The organism is Nocardiopsis xinjiangensis YIM 90004 (assembly GCF_000341145.1).
Classification (GTDB): Bacteria; Actinomycetota; Actinomycetes; order Streptosporangiales; family Streptosporangiaceae; genus Nocardiopsis; species Nocardiopsis xinjiangensis.
On record NZ_ANBE01000014.1, the window covers coordinates 65,013 to 82,737 of the forward strand.

General features: G+C 72.2%; 16 protein-coding genes. 11 read left to right on the forward strand and 5 right to left on the reverse strand.

Going from position 1 to position 17,725, the window contains the following annotated elements; translation table 11 throughout:
• Positions 1-180 precede the first annotated feature (180 nt).
• A complete protein-coding gene (locus D473_RS0108925) occupies positions 181-1,806 on the forward strand; it encodes an SDR family oxidoreductase (protein WP_026126765.1) in 1,626 nt (541 codons plus the stop codon).
• 48 nt (positions 1,807-1,854) lie between these two features.
• Positions 1,855-3,972, forward strand: coding sequence for an MMPL family transporter (locus D473_RS0108930; RefSeq protein WP_017608732.1), 2,118 nt, complete (start codon positions 1,855-1,857; stop codon positions 3,970-3,972).
• Here D473_RS0108930 and D473_RS0108935 read toward each other — a convergent pair.
• Positions 3,942-4,733, reverse strand: coding sequence for an aminotransferase class IV family protein (locus D473_RS0108935; protein ID WP_017608733.1), 792 nt, complete (start codon positions 4,731-4,733; stop codon positions 3,942-3,944). The genes D473_RS0108930 and D473_RS0108935 overlap by 31 nt on opposite strands.
• 187 nt (positions 4,734-4,920) lie before the next feature.
• Between D473_RS0108935 and D473_RS0108940 the strand changes: the two genes are divergently transcribed.
• The 4 genes from D473_RS0108940 (at position 4,921) to D473_RS0108955 (ending at position 8,311) form a co-directional block, all read left to right on the forward strand.
• Positions 4,921-5,694 (forward strand): LamB/YcsF family protein, encoded by a 774-nt coding sequence (locus tag D473_RS0108940; RefSeq protein ID WP_017608734.1) that lies wholly within the window; start codon positions 4,921-4,923, stop codon positions 5,692-5,694.
• Positions 5,691-6,326, forward strand: coding sequence for a 5-oxoprolinase subunit B family protein (locus tag D473_RS0108945; RefSeq protein WP_017608735.1), 636 nt, complete (start codon positions 5,691-5,693; stop codon positions 6,324-6,326). The genes D473_RS0108940 and D473_RS0108945 overlap by 4 nt, the downstream gene beginning before the upstream one ends.
• Positions 6,323-7,180 carry a 5-oxoprolinase subunit C family protein gene (locus D473_RS0108950; protein WP_017608736.1) on the forward strand — a complete coding sequence of 286 codons (858 nt, stop codon included), beginning with the start codon at positions 6,323-6,325 and terminating at the stop codon, positions 7,178-7,180. Before D473_RS0108945 ends, D473_RS0108950 begins: the two co-directional genes overlap by 4 nt.
• A gap of 420 nt (positions 7,181-7,600) precedes the next feature.
• Entirely contained in the window at positions 7,601-8,311 is a 711-nt protein-coding gene (locus tag D473_RS0108955) for a response regulator (RefSeq protein ID WP_026126766.1), read from the forward strand.
• Here the strand turns inward: D473_RS0108955 and D473_RS0108960 are convergent.
• Positions 8,284-9,009, reverse strand: a complete 726-nt coding sequence (locus D473_RS0108960; RefSeq protein WP_017608738.1) for an ABC transporter ATP-binding protein — start codon at positions 9,007-9,009, stop codon at positions 8,284-8,286. The genes D473_RS0108955 and D473_RS0108960 overlap by 28 nt on opposite strands.
• The gene (locus D473_RS0108965; protein ID WP_017608739.1) at positions 9,006-10,097 is read right to left on the reverse strand and encodes an ABC transporter permease; all 1,092 of its coding nucleotides are present in this window, start codon (positions 10,095-10,097) and stop codon (positions 9,006-9,008) included. Before D473_RS0108965 ends, D473_RS0108960 begins: the two co-directional genes overlap by 4 nt.
• Positions 10,098-10,261: 164 nt before the next feature.
• Here D473_RS0108965 and D473_RS0108970 point away from each other — a divergent pair, with 164 nt between their 5' ends.
• On the forward strand, positions 10,262-11,482 hold the full coding sequence (locus tag D473_RS0108970) for a sensor histidine kinase (RefSeq protein ID WP_017608740.1): 1,221 nt from the start codon (positions 10,262-10,264) through the stop codon (positions 11,480-11,482).
• Positions 11,479-12,120 carry a response regulator gene (locus D473_RS0108975; RefSeq protein WP_017608741.1) on the forward strand — a complete coding sequence of 214 codons (642 nt, stop codon included), beginning with the start codon at positions 11,479-11,481 and terminating at the stop codon, positions 12,118-12,120. The genes D473_RS0108970 and D473_RS0108975 overlap by 4 nt, the downstream gene beginning before the upstream one ends.
• A gap of 15 nt (positions 12,121-12,135) precedes the next feature.
• Here the strand turns inward: D473_RS0108975 and D473_RS0108980 are convergent, their stop codons facing one another.
• The gene (locus tag D473_RS0108980) at positions 12,136-13,128 is read right to left on the reverse strand and encodes a GlxA family transcriptional regulator (RefSeq protein ID WP_017608742.1); all 993 of its coding nucleotides are present in this window, start codon (positions 13,126-13,128) and stop codon (positions 12,136-12,138) included.
• Positions 13,129-13,198: 70 nt separating this feature from the next.
• On the opposite strand from D473_RS0108980, the gene D473_RS0108985 reads away from it, so the two are divergent.
• Entirely contained in the window at positions 13,199-14,503 is a 1,305-nt protein-coding gene (locus D473_RS0108985; RefSeq protein WP_017608743.1) for an MFS transporter, read from the forward strand.
• Positions 14,500-14,622: a hypothetical protein gene (locus D473_RS28370; protein WP_017608744.1), complete on the forward strand. Its 123-nt coding sequence runs from the start codon at positions 14,500-14,502 to the stop codon at positions 14,620-14,622. The genes D473_RS0108985 and D473_RS28370 overlap by 4 nt, the downstream gene beginning before the upstream one ends.
• Here D473_RS28370 and D473_RS0108995 read toward each other — a convergent pair.
• Complete coding sequence (locus D473_RS0108995) at positions 14,612-16,870, reverse strand: glycoside hydrolase family 3 C-terminal domain-containing protein (protein ID WP_017608745.1); 2,259 nt, start codon at positions 16,868-16,870, stop codon at positions 14,612-14,614. The genes D473_RS28370 and D473_RS0108995 overlap by 11 nt on opposite strands.
• A 335-nt stretch (positions 16,871-17,205) precedes the next feature.
• Between D473_RS0108995 and D473_RS0109000 the strand changes: the two genes are divergently transcribed.
• On the forward strand, positions 17,206-17,688 hold the full coding sequence (locus tag D473_RS0109000; RefSeq protein WP_017608746.1) for a DUF1269 domain-containing protein: 483 nt from the start codon (positions 17,206-17,208) through the stop codon (positions 17,686-17,688).
• Positions 17,689-17,725 lie beyond the last annotated feature (37 nt).

The following is a 17,725-nucleotide window of genomic DNA, read 5'->3' on the forward strand; positions in this document are numbered from 1 at the left end:
AGCCGGTGTGTGAGACCGGCTGCGGTCTTCGGTTTCGTCGCCGGGCCGGCGGTCATGACCTTGGGTGTGTACGGGCGTTGTTCCGGGGCCCGCCTGTGGGGACTCCCACCGCGGGCGCCGCGACGAACGCCGCGAACGGCGCGGGCACGGGGCCGGCGCCACACATTCGGGGGCATACGGGTGAACACTCACGAACGAGGACGGGGACGCCCAGTACTGGTCACCGGCGCCACCGGTTACATCGGTGGCCGTCTGGTGCCGCAGCTCCTGGAGGCCGGCCACCGGGTGCGCTGTCTGGCACGCTCGCCCGACAAACTCCGGGACCACCCCTGGCGCAACCGGGTGGAGGTGGTCCGCGGTGACGTCATCAGCGGTGAGGGTCTCCCCGAAGCGCTCGACGGGGTGGAGACCGCCTATTACCTGGTGCACTCCATGGGCGGCGGCACCGATTTCCGCAGCGCCGACCTGCAGGGCGCGCACACCTTCGCCCGAGCCGCGGCCGACGCCGGGACCGGGCGCATCGTCTACCTGGGCGGGCTGGTCTCGAGCAGGGGCGGACTGTCACCGCACATGGCCTCGCGTGCCGAGGTCGCGAGGGTCTTCCTGGAGGGGGCCGTGCCCGCCGTGGTGCTGCGGGCCGCCGTCATCATCGGGTCGGGATCGGCCTCCTTCGAGATGCTGCGGCACCTGACCGAACGGCTGCCGGCCATGACCACACCCCGGTGGGTTCGCAGCCGGGTCCAACCCATCGCCGTGCGCGACGTCCTGCGGTTGCTCGTACGCGCCGGCGACCTGCCGGAGGGGACCGACGCGACCTTCGACATCGGCGGGCCCGATGTACTCACCTACGCCGACATGGTGCGCCGCTACGCCGGTGAGGCCGGCCTGCGGCCCCGGCTGATCGTGCCGGTGCCCGTGCTCTCTCCGGGACTGTCGAGCCTGTGGGTCGGCCTGGTCACCCCGGTGCCGCCGACCGTGGCGCGCCCCCTCGTGGAGTCGCTGCGCCACGACGCGGTCGTGTCGGAGACCGGCAGCGAGGACGGGGGAGAGGCGAACAGGGAACGGGAGGAACGTGCAGGGGCGGACCGGGACGACAGTGCCCAGGAAGAGCTCATCGCGGGCGGCCGCATCGGTTTCGGCGAAGCCGTACGCCTCGCCCTGCGCCGTACCGAACGGACCCGGGTCGACACCCGCTGGTCCTCGGCCACCTGGCCCAACGCACCCTCCGCCCCGTTGCCGACCGACCCCGACTGGGCCGGCGGCAGCGAGTACACCGACGAACGCTCACACCCCGTGGCGGCACCCCCCGAGGCGCTGTGGAGCGTCGTCGAGAGTATCGGCGGCCGCAACGGTTGGTACTCCTGGCCACTGGCTTGGGCTGCCCGCGGTTGGATCGACCTGGCAGTGGGCGGGGTCGGCGTACGACGCGGCCGCCGCGACCCCTGGCGCCTGCGCGTGGGCGATTCCGTGGACTTCTGGCGCGTCGAGGAACTGGTGCCCGGCGAACTCCTGCGGCTCCGTGCCGAGATGCGCCTGCCCGGACGGGCCTGGCTCGAGCTGCGGGCGGACCCCGCGCCAGGGCCCGGGGGCGAGGAACCCCGCACCTCGGTCTACCGCCAGCGCGCGCTCTTTCACCCCAAGGGGCTGCCGGGGCACTTGTACTGGGCCTTCCTCCAGCCTTTCCACGGGATCGTCTTCGGCTCCATGGTGCGCCGGATCGCCGCCCGAGCCGAACACGACCGCCGTGAACGCCTCCGAGGCCGGTCGGTGAACGGGGCCCGGACGGGACCCCGGCCTCGACTCTGATACTTTCTCGAAATACGAGATATTTGCTTTCCGAGAGAAAGGCGAGCGGTGCGTTCCAGAGCATGGATCGGAGCTGCCCTCCTGATCGTCCTCGTGTGGGTGGCCGGAGCCGGCCCACTCGGCGCCTTCCTGGGTAAACTCGGCGAGGTCCAGACCAACGACCCGTCGGCCTTCCTGCCCGTGGACTCCGAGTCCACGGAGGTCGACGAGGCCGCCGAGAAGTTCGAACAGGAGGAGACCACCCCCGCGCTCGTCGCGTTCTCCGCCGACCGTGAGCTCACCGGCACCGACCTCGCCGGCATCGAGTCGCTCAGCGGCGAACTCGCCGACGCCTCCTGGACCAGTGGACCCGTCGTCGGCCCCCTGCCCGGTACCGAGGACCCTTCCGTGGCGCAGCTGGTCGTGCCTCTGGACAACGGTGCCGACGAGCAGGAGACCGTCGAGGAGATGCGTTCCTGGCTGGACGCCGAGACACCGGACGGGCTGCGAGCCGAAGTGACCGGCCCCGCCGGTTTCGCCGCCGACCTCGCCGCGGCCTTCGGCGGCATCGACACCACGCTCCTGCTCGTGGCGGTGGGGGCCGTGCTCGTCATCCTCATCGGCGTCTACCGGTCACCGGTCCTGCCACTGCTGGTGATCCTCACCTCCCTGCTCGCGCTCGGACTGTCCGGGGCCCTCGTCCACTTCGCAGCGTCCCAGGACTGGGTCAGCCTCAACGGGCAGAGCCAAGGCATCCTGTTCATCCTCGTGGTGGGTGCCTGCACCGACTACGCCCTGCTGCTGGTGGCCCGCTACCGGGAGGAACTCTCCGCGGGCCGGCCCGTACCGAACGCCGCCCTGGCCTCTGTGCGCGGTGTCCTCGGTCCGGTCATGGCCTCCGGCGGCACCGTCATCCTCGGTGTGCTGTGCCTGCTTGCCGCCGATCTGACCTCCACCCGCAGCCTCGGACCGGTCGTGGCGATCGGTATCGCGGCCGCCTTGTCGGCTGCCCTGACCTTCCTGCCGGCCGTGCTCGCCGTGTTCGGACGCGTCGCCTTCTGGCCGTTCCCGCCCCGCCCCGTGTCCGGGACCGAGGAAGACGGCGGCCGGAGCCCGAGCACGGACCACCCCCTGTGGAACCGCATCAGCGCCTTCGTCTCCCGCCGCCCCCGCACCACCTGGCTGGCCACCACCGTCCTGCTGGCCGCAGCGGCGGTCTTCGCCCCCCAGTTCAGCGCCGAGGGCACCGGCCAGGACGAGGTCTTTCGCACCGAGGTCGAATCGGTCAGCGGTCAGGCGACCCTCGAGCGCGGATTCGGGGACGAGGCCTCTTCCTCACCCGCGCTCGTGCTCGCCGACGCCGACCACGTCGACGAGGTGGTCGGCGCCGCCGAGTCCACCCCCGGCGTGGACACGGCCGGACCCGTCATCGAGAAGGGCGGTTCCGAACCCCTGGTGGTGCAGGGCCGGGTCCTGGTCGAGGCCGGCCTGCAAGCGCCGGCCGAGTCCTCCGAGGCCGTGGACACCGTCCGCGACCTGCGTGCCCGGGTCAGCGCCGTCGACGGTGCCGACGCCCTGGTCGGCGGCATCAGCGCCACCGACCTGGACACCGTGGAGACCGCCCAGCGCGACTTCACCGTCGTGGTCCCGCTGGTGCTGTTCACCGTCTTCCTCGTGCTGATCCCGCTGTTGCGGTCCCTGGTCGCGCCCCTGCTGCTCATGGCCGCGAACGTGCTGTCCTTCGCCACGGCCCTGGGTGTGGGAACGCTCGTGTTCGACCACGTACTGGAACTGCCCGGGGCCGACCCCGTGGTGCCGCTGTTCGCCTTCGTCTTCCTGGTGGCCCTCGGGATCGACTACAGCATCTTCCTCATGTCCCGTGCCCGCGAGGAGACCCTGGTCCACGGGCACCGCGAGGGTGTGCTGCGCGCGCTCACGGTCACCGGCGGGGTCATCACCTCGGCCGGGGTGGTGCTGGCGGCCACGTTCGCCGCACTGGCCGTGATCCCGCTGCTGTTCCTGCTCCAGCTCGCCTTCCTCGTGGCCTTCGGCGTGCTGGTGGACGCGCTCCTGGTGCGCACCCTGCTGGTTCCCGCTCTGTCACTGGACGTGGGACCACGCATGTGGTGGCCGGGACGGGCCGGACGGCCCCGGCATCACAGCGGATCGCCCGGCAACGCCTCGTAGGCAGCGGCGATCTTGCGGACCAGTCCCGACTGCGGCAACTGCACCCCGTCCACCGACGCCACCGCCCGCACACCCGTGGTGGCGTTGGTGACGAAGGCGCCCGCCATCCGGGTGCACGCCGCAGCCGCGATCGGCCGGGTCCGCACCGGCACCCCGAGGGTGTCGGCCGCATGCTCCACCAACCGGGTCGTGACCCCCGGCAGGCTCGGAGCCTGCGGCCACACCACACCCTCGCCGTCCAGGAACCCGATGTTCCACGTCGGGCCCTCCGAGACCCGGCCGTCCACCCCCGAGAACAAGGCGTCGTCGAACCCGTCCATCTGCGCCGACCGACGCCGGAGCAACGATCCGAACAACGCCGTGCTCTTCACCTGAGGGGTGTCGCGCGCGTACAGGCGCGTGCCCAGGCGCACCGGCGGCGGGGGCACGGTCGGGTCGGGGGCCGGGCGGGTCGTGACCAGGATCTGCGGGAGCGACCGCGACCCGGGACGCCCCAGGTCCAACTGCGGATCGAACACGGTGATGCGCACGACCGACGGCGACGTGTGTTCACGCGCCGACCGGCGGGCCAGCTCGCGCACACGCGGAAGGTCCAGGTCCGTGCCGAACAATGTGTGACAGTCCCGGTGCAAGCGGTCCATGTGCCATTGCAGCCCGCGCACCCTGAGGCCGTCGACGAGCATGGTCGTGAAGTGCCCGTAGCCGTACAGGGCCAGGCTCGCGAGTTCCCCGGTTCCGACGGGGCGTCCGTTCAGTTCCATCGCGCAACCATGATGGCACCTCGGCGCGGGACGTGGAGCGGTTCCCCACCCACATGTGCGGCCCGTATCGGCCACCGCGGCGGAGCGGCCCACGCCGACGCGGAGCGGGCCCGCTCCTTACCCTGGTGCTCTCGGGTACAGAAACGGGAAAGCCCTGTTCGCCCGCCCTGAGAGACCGAGGACCACGATGCCGCGAATCGACCTCAACGCCGACCTGGGGGAAGGGTTCGGACGTTGGGAGCTGGGTGACGACCGTGCGCTTCTGGCCACCGTGACCAGCGCCAACGTCGCCTGCGGGTTCCACGCCGGAGACCCCACCGTGCTGCGCGGCGCCACCGCCGGCGCCGCCGAACACGGGGTGGCCGTCGGAGCCCAGGTCGGCTACCGCGACCTGGCCGGGTTCGGACGCCGCTTCATCGACGTGCCCCCGAACGAACTCACCGACGAGATCCTCTACCAGCTCGGCGCCCTGAGCGCCTTCACGCACCTGGCCGGCGACCGGGTGCGCTACCTCAAACCGCACGGCGCCCTCTACAACGCGGTCGTGCGCCACACCGGGCAGGCACGCGCCGTCGTCGAGGCCGTGCGCGCCTACGACCCAGACCTGCCAGTGCTCGGGCTGCCCGGATCGGAGTTCCTGCGCCTGGCCGAGGAGGCCGGACTGCGTGTGTTCCGCGAGGCCTTCGCCGACCGCGCCTACACCCCCGAGGGCACCCTCGTCCCCCGCCGGGAGGAGGGCGCGCTCCTGCACGGCCCCGCCCAGATCGCCGACCGGTGCCTGCGCATCGTCCACGGGGAGGCCGTGCGCGCCGTCGACGGCACCGAACTGCGCCTGGACGCCGACTCCCTGTGTGTGCACGGTGACAGCCCCGGCGCCGTCGAGGTGGCCCGCACCGTCGCCGCCCGCCTGCGTGAGGAGGGCGTTCAGCTGCACCCCTTCACCCGGACGGACGGCCGATGAGCAGAGCCGACCGTTTCGCCCCGCGGATCCTGCCGTGCGCCGACCGCGGACTCCTGCTCGAGGTCGCCGACCTGGACGAGGTGCTCGCCCTCCACGCCGCACTGGCAGCCCACACCCCGCCCGGGGTGACCGACGTCGTGCCCGCCGCCCGCACGGTACTCCTGCGTCTGGGCCCCGGGGCCGACCCCGACCAGATCACCGCCGCCCTCCACGACCTGCGGCGCCCCGCCGGCGCCGAGGCGGTCCACGGCGAGACCCTGACCGTCCCGGTGCACTACGACGGCGAGGACCTCGACGACATCGCCGCCCTCACCGGGCTCGGCCCCCGCGAGGTCGTGGCCGCACACACCGAGGCCGTGTGGACCGTCGCCTTCTGCGGTTTCTCCCCGGGGTTCGGCTATCTCGTCGGCGGCGACCCCCGCCTCCAGGTGCCCCGGCGCAGCGAACCCCGTACCCGGGTCCCCAGCGGCGCCGTCGCCCTGGCCGGGGAGTTCACCGGCGTCTACCCCCGTGTCTCACCCGGCGGCTGGCAGCTGCTGGGCCGCACCGTCCTGCGCACGTGGGACCCCGAACGCGACCCGCCGGGCCTGCTGCGGCCCGGGGTACGGGTCCGATTCGAGGAGGCATCGTGAGCGCGCTCGAAGTGCTGGCGACCGGCCCTCTGACCACGGTCCAGGACCGGGGCCGCATCGGCCGTGCCGACCTCGGGGTGGGGCCCTCCGGTGCCGCCGACGCCGACTCCCACGCCCTCGCCAACCGGCTCGTGGCCAACCGGCCCGACGCCGCCACCCTCGAGGTCACCCTGGGCGGGCTGCATCTACGCACCCACGGCGCGCTCACCCTCGCCGTCACCGGCGCACCCGCACCCCTGCGGACGGAAGGGCACACCGCCGCCCTCAACTGCGTCCTGCACGTGCCCGACGGCGCCGAACTCGTCCTGGGGACCCCCGGCCGGGGGGTGCGCACCTACGTGGCCGTGCGCGGTGGCATCGACGTCCCGCCCGTCCTGGGGTCACGCAGCACCGACGTGCTCGCCGGTCTGGGACCCGACACAGTCACCCCCGGGGCCCGGCTGCCGGTCGGGCCCGCCCCCGAAGGGTGGCCCGGCCTCGACCAGGCTCCCGTCGGCGAGGTCGGCGCACCCGACGTGGTGTTGCGCGCCGTGCCCGGCCCGCGCGCGGACTGGTTCACCGGCGCCGCCCTCGACACCCTTTTCACCGGCGAGTTCGAGGTCACCCCGCACAGCGACCGTGTGGGCGCGCGCCTGTCCGGAGCGGTCCTGGAACGGGCGCGCCACGGAGAGCTGCCCAGCGAGGGCATGGTCGCCGGAGCCCTGCAGGTGCCGCCCGGGGGAGAGCCCGTGCTGTTCCTCGCGGACCACCCCGCCACGGGCGGATACCCCGTCGTCGCGGTGGTTCCTGCAGCGGACCTGCCCCTGGCGGCCCAGGCGCGGCCCGGGACGCGGGTGCGGTTCCGTCCCGGGTAGATCGTTGATGGGGGTGTGGGGTTTCTTGTGGTGCCGGGGCGCCGGGGGTGGGATCCTCGCCTGGTCGGGTCTTTGCGCAACCCGCTTCGGCGCCCCAGGCAGGTGCACGGTGCAAGGCCTCCGGTCCACAAGAGACCCGGACGCCCAACCACACGAAGAGCTCAGCCCCAGAGCCCGTGCACGCGTGAGCGTGTATCGGACTCCCCGTTCTCCACACCGGGGAGGAAGCCAATGTGGGAAGCTGGGCGAAAACCCGCGGACACGGGGGAGAGAGGATGACCAGCGGTCGGTCCCGCTTCTTGCGCCACGACCCGGTCCCGCCCGGCCCCACGACCCGTGCGGTCCCTCTGCAGGGCCCGAGAAGGTGACCCGCCCCTGAGCCGGAACGGCCGGACAGCCACAAGAAGGAAGGCCTGCGTCGTGAGCCCCCACCCCCCGACCCCAGCAGGGCTCTGTCCCGTCCCGGACCCCGTCCCCGAGCCCATCCGGGTGCTCGTCGTCGACGACCACGCCCTGTTCCGCCGCGGACTGGTCTCGGTCCTGGGAGACGAGAAGGACATCGACGTCGTCGGCGAGGCCGGCGACGGGCAGGAGGCGATCCGCCTGGCCGGAGAGCTGTGCCCCGACGTCGTGCTCATGGACGTCATGATGCCGCACTCCTCCGGCATCGACGCCTGCCAGGAGATCCGCGACTCCGTGCCCCGCACGCGGTTCATCATGCTCACCATGAGTGATGAGGAGTCCGACCTCTTCGACGCCCTCAAGGCCGGGGCCACCGGCTACCTCCTCAAGGAGATCGGGGTCGACGGGATCGCCGGCGCGGTGCGCTCCATCGCCGGGGGCCACTCCTTCGTGAACCCGTCGATGGCGACCCGCCTCATCGGGGAGTTCGCCGAGTTGGCCAAACAGGAGAGCACCCGCACGGCGCCGGTCTCGGTGCCGAACCTGACCCCGCGGGAGACCGAGGTCCTGCGGTTGTTGGCCCACTCGCTGAACAACCGGGAGATCGGGGCGCGGCTCTTCATCACCGAGAACACCGTGAAGAACCACGTGCGCAACATCCTGGAGAAACTCCAGGTGCATTCGCGTACCGAGGCCGCCATCTACGCGGTCCGGGCCGACCTCACGTGAACGGGCCCCGCTCGGCGCGGCCCCGATCGACGGACCCCGCCNCGCCCGTCGCGCATCTCCAGCACCTGCTTCGCCGACCCCAGGAACTCCGTGTCGTGCGTGACCAGCAGCGTCGCCACGTCGAACGTGCGCGTCGCCTCGCTCAGCAGGTCCATGACACGTCCCCCGCGCTCCTGGTCCAGGGCCGCCGTCGGTTCGTCCACCAGCAGCGCGGCCGGGCGGGCCGACAACGCACGGGCGATGTTGACCCGTTGGCGTTCACCCCCCGAGAGCTGGTGCGGGCGCCGGTGCTCCTTGCCGCCGAGCCCCACCGACGCCAACGTTTCCGACGCCGTACGGCGGGCCTCGCGCAGTGGCCGCGACCGCATGTGCTCGGTCACCATGAGCTGCTCGGCCGCGGTCAGCGCACCGATCAGGTTCGGCTGTTGGAAGACGATCCCGATCCGGTTCAGCCGCAGCTCCGACAGTTCACGCGGGCGCATCCCCAGCGTGTCGGTGCCGCCGACCACGACCCGGCCCGACGCGGGACGGATCAGGGTCGCGGCCACCGCCAGCAGGCTCGACTTGCCCGAACCGGACGGCCCCACGACCGCCGCCAGTTCACCGGGCTCCACACGAACAGACACCTGGTCCAGCGCCGTCACGACACCGTCGCCGTCGGGGTAGGTCAGGTTCACGTCGGTCAGTTCCAGGCTCATCGCACGCCTCCCAGGGCGATCAGTGGGTCGACAGAGGTGACCCGGCGCACGGCCAGTGCGGCGCCGAGCATGCCCAGGACGATCAGTGCCGCCACCGGCCCGATCGTCGTCGACACGGTCAGGGAGAACGGCAGGAGCCCTGCGGCCAGGGCCCCCACCCCGACTCCGGCGGCGCCGCCGAGCGCGGCCCCGGCCGTGAGCACGATCAGCGCCTGGGCGAGCGCGTCACGCAGCAGGTAACCGGTCGAACCGCCCAGCGCCTTGAGGATCGCCACGTCCCCGCTGCGCTGGATCGTCCACACCGTCAGGAACGCCCCCACGACCAGCGCCGAGATCGCGTACAGGAACCCCTGCATCGCCACCAGCGAGCTGTTCTCCGAGGAGAAGGACCCGATGGCGCGCATGCTGTCCACCAGGGTCGAGGAGGCCGTGCCCGCCTCGGAGTCGGCGTCCTCCGCCGTGTCCTCGCCGGCTCCTCCGGAGGCGACCACGTTCGCGATCGGGGCGTCGGCCCCCTCCGCGTGGCGCACACGCGGGTCGATCCCGCGCCAGGTCTCCACGTCGGTCCACACCGCGGGGGTGTGGCTGTAGTGCCCGTCGGGCACCACAGCGGCGACCTGCAGCTCCCGGCCGCTCACGGCGAGGGCATCGCCCTCGCCCACGCCGTGGTCCTCGGCGATCTCCTCGCTCACGGCCAGGTACTCGCCCGGGGGCAGTCCCTCAGGGGCCAGCCGCGCCTGGGGCACGACCCCGAACAGTGCCACGGCCGTGGAGCTCCCGTCGGCGGTCTCCACCCGGGTCTGGGTGATACCGACCGGTTCGGCCCACTCGGCCTTCCGCGACCAGGTGTCGAGCTGGTCGCGGGTCACGGTGCTGTCGGCGTAGGACTCCTCGACCTCGCTCTCACCGGAGGCCCCGAAGGCCACATGGTCGGCCGGCAGGTTGCGCACCGCCGACGTGGACTGGTCGGCCAACCCCGCGGTCAACCCGGACAACAGCACGATCAGCAGCGTGATGAGGGCGACGACGGAGCCCATCAGCGCGAACCGCCCCTTGGCGAAGCGGATGTCACGAAGGGCGACGAACACGGCGGCCCTCCTTTCTCGCAGAACATCGGATCGTCCCCAGCATCGGCCGCCGGCCCGCTCCGTGGCATCGGGGGAACGGTGCGCCGTGCACGGCGGAAGGTTGTGCGCCGAGATCCACCGAACGATTGATGACCGCACGCCCGAGTACCTCATACGCTGCTCTGATGCGCTACGGAGATCCACCCGGCGTCGATACGGTGCTGCGGGCGCTGCGCCTGTTGCTGCACGCGAGTTTCCTGTTCCTGCTCGCGTTCGCTCTCACGCAGTACGCGCTGACCGAGATCGACGCCCCGGTCCCTGAACACCCGCGCTGGACACACTGGGTCATCACGGCCGGAGGGTTCCTGCTCGGCCTGGCCTATGCGTCCGGGGCCGTGTTCGCCCGCCCCGGCGCGCCCCGCTCGCGCGTCCTGGTGTGGTTGGCGACGGTCACGGTGCTGTGGGCGCTGCTGGCCTCGGTCGGATCGGAGTTCGTGTGGTTGGCGTTCCCGCTGTTCTTCCTGCACCTGAACCTGTTGCACGGTGTCCACTCCGTCGTCGCGGTCGTGGCCGTCACCGCATCCGTCGTGGGCGGGCAGGCCCTGCACACCGGTGACCTCACCGTCGGCATGGTCCTGGGACCGATCCTCGGGGCCGTCTTCGCCGTCGCGATCGCCATCGGTTACCGGGCTCTGAGCCATGAGAGCGAGCAGCGCCTCGAGCTCATCGACACCCTCACCCGCACGCGGGACGAACTCGCCGCCTCCCAGCGCCGTACCGGGATCCTCGACGAACGCCAGCGCCTGGCCCGCGAGATCCACGACACCCTCGCCCAAGGGCTCTCCAGCATCGTGCTGTTGCTGCGCTCGGCCGAGAACGCCCTGCCCCACGAACCCGGCCTGGCCGCCACCCGCGTCGTCGAGGCACGCGAGAGTGCCTCCACCAACCTGGAGGAGGCCCGCCGGTTCGTCCGCGACCTCGCCCCGCCCTCCCTGGCCGGAGGGGATCTGCCGCAGGCCCTGCGCCGGTTGTGCGAACGCGAACGCGGTGTCGACTGCCGCTTCCGGATGGACGGGGAACCCCTGCCTCTTCCTTCCGAGTACGATGTCGCCCTGCTGCGCGCGGCCCAGGCCAGTCTCGGCAACGTCAACGCGCACGCCCGAGCCGACACCGCCGTCATCACCCTCGGTTACTTGGACGACCAGGTCACCCTGGACGTCTACGACGACGGTGCGGGGTTCCGTCCCGAGGAGGTACGGGACCGCCCGGACGGCACCGGTTACGGACTGTCGGCCTTGCGCGAGCGGGTCGCCGCCCTCGGCGGCCGCCTCGACGTGGAGTCCGCCCCCGGTGAAGGCACCGCCGTCGCCGTCCGCTTGCCACTCACCCGTGAGGAGCCCTCGTGACCGAGAGCCCGCTGCGAATCCTCCTGGTGGACGACCACCCGGTCGTCCGACACGGGCTCAAGGCGATGTTCGCCGAACAACCCGGTATGGACGTGGTCGCCGAGTCCGCCGACGGACGCGCCGCCCTCGACGTGCTCGATCGGGGAGCGCAGATCGACGTGGTGCTCATGGACCTGCGCATGGGCGAAGGCATGGACGGGGTGGAGGCGACCCGCCGGATCGTGGAACTGCCCTCGCCGCCGCCCGTGCTGGTACTGACCACCTACGACACCGACGCCGACATCCTGGCCGCCGTGGAGGCCGGGGCGACCGGGTACATGCTCAAGGACGCCCCGCCCGAGCAACTGTGCGCGGCCGTGCGTTCGGCCGCGCGCGGTCAGACCGCGCTCGCCCCCGACGTGGCCAACCGGCTCATGGACCGGTTGCGCTCGCCCCGGCCGGCGTTGAGCGGACGGGAACTGGAGATCCTCGGGCTGCTCGCGCGGGGGATGTCCAACCGGGCGATCTCGCGGGACCTCTTCATCAGCGAGGCCACGGTCAAGACCCACCTGGTGCACATCTTCGACAAGCTGGGTGTGGACAACCGGACGGCCGCGATCACCACGGCGCTGCAGCGGGGCATCATCCGCGTCGAGTGACAGGGGCCCGTGCGGCTACTGCGCGGTGGGGGCGCCGAAGGTACGACGGTAGTGGCCGGGGGAGACCCCGAGCTCGGCGCGCATGTGCTGCCGCAGTGACGCACCCGTCCCGAAGCCCGTCGCGTGGGCGATGCGGTCGACGGGCAGGCGTGTGTCCTCCAACAGCTCCCGCGCCCGGTCCAGACGGCGCGCGGTCAGCCACCGGCCGGGTGAGACCCCTGTCTCCTCCCGGAACCGGCGCGTGAAGGTCCGTACGCTCATCGACGCCACCGCCGCCATCTGCGCCAGGGTCGGCCGCTCGTCCAGGTGCTCGACCGCCCACGCCCGCGCCGTGCCGGTCCGGGTCCCCTCGGGCTCGGGCACGGGACGGCGTACGTACTGGGCTTGCCCGCCGTCGCGGTGCGGCGGTACGACTGTTGCCCGCGCGACCTCGTTGGCCACCGCCGCCCCGTGGTCGGTGCGGATCATGTGCAGGCTCAGGTCGAGACCGGATGCCACGCCTGCGGCGGTCAGGACCCGGCCGTTGTCGGTGTACAGCACGTCGGGGTCCAGGTCGATGTGCGGGTACATGGCTCGGAAGAAGCCCGTGGACCGCCAGTGCGTCGTCACCCGGCACCCGTCCAACCATCCGAGCGCCGCCAGCACGAACGCTGCCGAACAGATCGAGGCCACCCGGGTCCCCGGCCGCACCCGTGCCAGTGCTTCGGCCAGCTCCGGGGCGAGCGGATCGTGCGGCCGTTCCACGTAGTCCTCCTCCGCTGCCGGCACCAGGACCGTGTCGGCAGCGGCCAGGGGAGCGGGGCCGTGCGGGACCGTGAACCCGAGGTCGGCGTCGGTCCGCACCGGGCCCGGGGCGAGCGCGCACGTGACCACCTCGTACAGAGCCCGGCCCGCCGCGTCGCGGGCCTGTCCGAACAACCGGTGCACGATCCCGGTCTCGATCGGCAGGGCCCCGTCCCGCACGAACACCGCCACCTTGTGCGGCGCGGTTCCTCGGAAAGCATCCATGGCCGGATCCTTTCACATATTGGCAAACGGGCCACTGTCCCGGGCCCGCTCCGCGCCGGACGCTGGACCCATGAGCATCCGAGACACGCCCGCCACCGTTCGCACATCCCGCCCCGGAACCGGCCGCCGTCCCCACCGTGCCTGGTGGGTGGCGGCGGTCGCGGTCCTGGCCGTGGTCGGCGCGGCGGTCCTCACCGCCGTTCCCGGCCTTCTCGTGGAGCCCCTCCGCGCCGAGTACGCCTGGTCGCGTTCCTCGATCGCCCTGGCCTCCTCGGTCAACATGGTCCTCTACGGACTCGTCGCCCCCTTCGCGGCCGCGCTCATGGACCGCTTCGGCCTGCACCGTGTCGCCGTGGCAGCTCTCGCCCTGGTCGGCACGGGCACGATCCTGACGACCGTGATGTCCAGCCCGTGGCAGCTCACCCTTTACTGGGGGTTCCTCGTTGGGGCCGGGACCGGGGCGGTGGCCATGACCTTCGCCGCGACCGTCGCCCAGCGCTGGTTCGTGGCCCGCCGTGGACTCGTCCTCGGCACGCTGACCGGGGCGAGTGCCTTCGGGCAGTTGGCCTTCCTCCCCGCCGTGGCCTGGACCGTGGACCATCAGGGCTGGCGTCCCGCCCTGGTCACCCTCGCCCTGACCGTGTTCGTCCTGGCGGCGCTGGCCGCCCTCGTTCTGCGCGACCACCCCGCCGACGTCGGTCTGGCCCCCTACGGCGCCGACCCGGCCGGCCCCGCGCCCCGGTCCGTTCCCGCCGCGGCCGCCGGCCGCCGTACCGTCGCCGTCCTCACCGGAGCCCTGCGCGATCGCCGTTTCGCACTGCTCGCCGGGGTGTTCGCGGTCTGCGGGGCCTCCACCAACGGGCTCATGTGGACCCACTTCGTGCCCGCCGCCCAGGACCACGGGATGGCCGTCACCGTCGCCGCTGCGCTCGTCTCCGGCATCGGGGTGTTCTCCCTGCTGGGCACGGTCGTGTCCGGTTGGCTCACCGACCGCCTCGATCCCCGGTGGCTGCTCTCCGGGTACTTCGCCGGGCGCACGCTGCTGCTGGCCGCACTGCCCGTCCTTCTCGGTCCGCACCCCGGACCCGCACTCGTGGTCTTCGTCGTCGCCTTCGGGCTGCTGGACGTGGCCACCGTCCCGCCCGTCATCGTGCTCTGCAACCGGTACTTCGGCGGTGACGGAGCCATCGTGTTCGGTTGGGCCAACGCCGCCCACCAACTCGGGGCCGGCGCCGCCGCCGTCCTGGGCGGGACGATCCGCGACACCACCGGCGGGTACGGGCCGCTGTGGCTGTTCGCCGCGCTGCTGTGCGCGCTCGCGGTCGCCATGGTCCGCCGCCTGCCCGCCGGGGAAGGCTCGGAGGCGGACCGGTGACATCCCTGTGGACCAGCGCCCTCTCCGTGGTCGCCGTGCTCCTCGCGCCACTGGTGGGGCCGGTCGCGGCGACCGGCCCGGAACAGGGTCTGCACGCCGCCGGCCGGGTCAGCCGGTGAACTCCCCGCGTTCGACCGCCGCCCGCCGCCGGGTCTCCACGTCCGCCACGAGCAGGCCGAGCATCTCCTGCGTGATGCCCGTCCCGAACGCGGCCATGGCGGACAGCGGCATCGAGTCGGCCATCTCCAGCACCTCGTCCGGCACCGCGTCCGCGCCGCCCATCCCGGCTCGGATCTCCTCCAGTACCGGACCGCCGACCGGGTGGCGGCGCCACTGCGCGAGCGTCGAGGCGGCCGTCAGCGGCGGCACGAACCGGTCACCCCCGCTGTCCACCTCGGCCGTGAGCCGCAGGTCCCGCGACGAGGCACCCACCGACACCGTGTACGTGCCCCGCGCCAGCGACCAGCGCCCGTGTTCGGGGTCCCACGTCGACAGGTCCCGCCCGGTCAGCGGCAGTTCCACCCGGGTGCTCTCCCCGGGTGCCAGGGCAACCTTCGCGAACCCCTTCAGCTCCCGCACCGGACGGGTCGGACGGGACTGCGGCATACCCGTGTAGAGCTGGGCGACCTCCTGTCCCTCCCGCGCACCGGTGTTGGTGACGGTGAAGGCGACCGTCCACGCCGCCCGGTCCTGCGGAGCCCCGGTGACCGCCAGGTCGGAGTAGGTGAACTCGGTGTAGGTGAGACCGTGCCCGAAGGGATAGGACACCGGCCGGTCGAGGGTGTCGAAGTACCGGTAACCCACGAACACCCCTTCCCCGTAGCGCACGTGCCCGTGTTCACCGGGAAAGTTCAGGTGGGAGGCGTGGTCCGACAACCGCACCGGCACCGTCTCCGTCAACCGCCCGGACGGAGAGGCCGCCCCGGTGAGCACGTCCGCGACCGCTCCGCCGCCGGCCTGGCCGAGCAACCATCCCTCGAGGACGGCGTCGGCGTGGTACTCCCACTCGGACACGGTCACGATCCCGCCGTTGGAGAGCACGACCACGATCCGGTCGTTGACCTCCCGCACCCGCGCCAACAGGTCCCGTTGCGCCGAGGGCAGTTCCAGGGTGGTGCGGTCGAACCCTTCCGACTCCCACGAGTCGGGCAGCCCCAGGAACAGCACCGCCGCATCCGATCCGCGCGCGGCCTCCACGGCTTCCGAGGCCGCCCGTGCCTCGGCCTCGGGGTCCGGGTCGCCCTCGGGGACGAACCCGGGAGCAAAGCGCAGGGTCCCCGTGACCGTCTCGGTGAGTGCGTCCAGTGCGCTGGTGAAACGGGTCGGCACCACGTGTGAGGAACCTCCGCCCTGGTAACGGGGCGTGCGGGCGAATTCCCCGATGACCGCCACCGACCCGGCCGGGTCCAGCGGCAGCGCTCCGCCCTCGTTCTTGAGCAGTACCAGCGCCTCGCGGGCGGCCTCCCGTGCCAAGAGGTCGTGCTTGTCGTGTTCGGGGTCGCGCGAGGTGTCGGGCCTTACCCGTTCCTGGAGCCGGGCCAGACGCTCCACCACGGTGTCGAGCACGGACTCGTCCAGTTCCCCGTTCTCCACCGCCGCCACGACGGCGGCGTCATTGCCGTCCGGCGGCATCTGCAGGTCCAGGCCGGCCCGCACAGCCGCGACCCGGTCGCGGACCGCGCCCCAGTCGGAGACCACGGCGCCGGTGAAGCCCCACTCTCCGCGCAGGAGTTCGGTGAGCAGCCACGGGTCCTCGTTGGTGTACACCCCGTTGATGCGGTTGTAGGAGCACATGACCATGGCCGGGGCCGCGGAGCGGACGACCTCCTCGAACGCCGGAAGGTAGATCTCGCGCAGGGTGCGCGGGTCCACGTCGGAGCTGACCCGCATCCGGTCGGTCTCCTGGTTGTTGGCGGCGAAGTGCTTGACGCAGGCGCCCACATCCTCCGACTGGATCCCCTCGACCAGGGCGGCGGCGATACGCGCGGTCACGTGAGGGTCCTCGGACACGTACTCGAAGTTGCGCCCGCACAGCGGGGACCGCTTGATGTTCATACCGGGCCCCAACAGCACGTCCACCCCCATCGCGGAGGCCTCGGTGCCCAGCGCCGTGCCCACGCGCCGGACCAGGTCGGGGTTCCAGGTGGCGCCCAGGCCCACCGCGGGTGGGAAGCACGTCGCGGGTGTGCTCTCGGACAGCGCCAGGTGGTCGCCCTGGCCGTCCCGCTGTTGCCGCACCCCGTGGGGCCCGTCGGTCAGGTGCAGGCGGCGCAGCACACCGTCGACGGCGGTGCTGTACCAGAAGCCGCTGCCGGAGGTGGCCGACGCTTTCGCGGCCAGGTCGGGGCGGGGCTCAGGGGTGGTCATGGACGCCTCCGGCGGGCGGTGGTGAAAGGGGCCCGGGACCGGCCCCTGGGCGTGTTCCGTTCGACGCCGTCGAAGTTACTACACGGTCGTTAAGTTATGCCAGGCATCCGGATGCGCGAGAGTGGTACCGCCCCACCCGGAGCCCCCGCATCCCCTACGTGGCCAGGCTCCTCACCGCGCGCCGCACCGCTGCCCGAGCCCCTCTCGGGTGCCTTGTTTGAGGTGGTTTGCGTGATTTGTCGCATCCGTTGGGGCTAATCCGGGACACGTTCGGGAAGGCTCCCGCCGGACGGGGCCCTTACGCGGCCGCAGCCGACCAGGGGGAAGACGCACACATGCCGCAACTCATCGTTCTCGGGGTGCAGGACCGCGACACCGCCGACCGCGCGCTCGAGATCGGCGCCGAACTCGACAAACGCGAACTCCTCCACCTGTCCGACGCCGCCTATGCCTACCAGGACGGCAAGGGCCGCCCCCGTATCCACCAGACCGTCAACACCACCGGTATGGGAGCGGCCGGCGGCGCGTTGTGGGGCACCCTCATCGGTCTCATCTTCCTCAACCCGGTCCTGGGCCTGGCGGTCGGCGCGGCCACCGGGGCGGTCGCCGGGAAACTCACCGACATCGGTATCGACGACGACATGATCCGCCAGATCGGATCCGAGCTCGAAGGCGGCCGGTGCGCGGTCTTCCTCCTGGCAGATGTCGAGACCGCCGACCGGGTCGTGGAGGCCTTCAAGCCCCTGGACCCCACCGTCATCCAGACCAACCTGTCCAAGGAGAACGAACAGGAGCTCGTCGAAGCCCTGCGTTCCTGAACCCCGGCGGAGCGGCCGGTGCACCGCATGCGCCGGC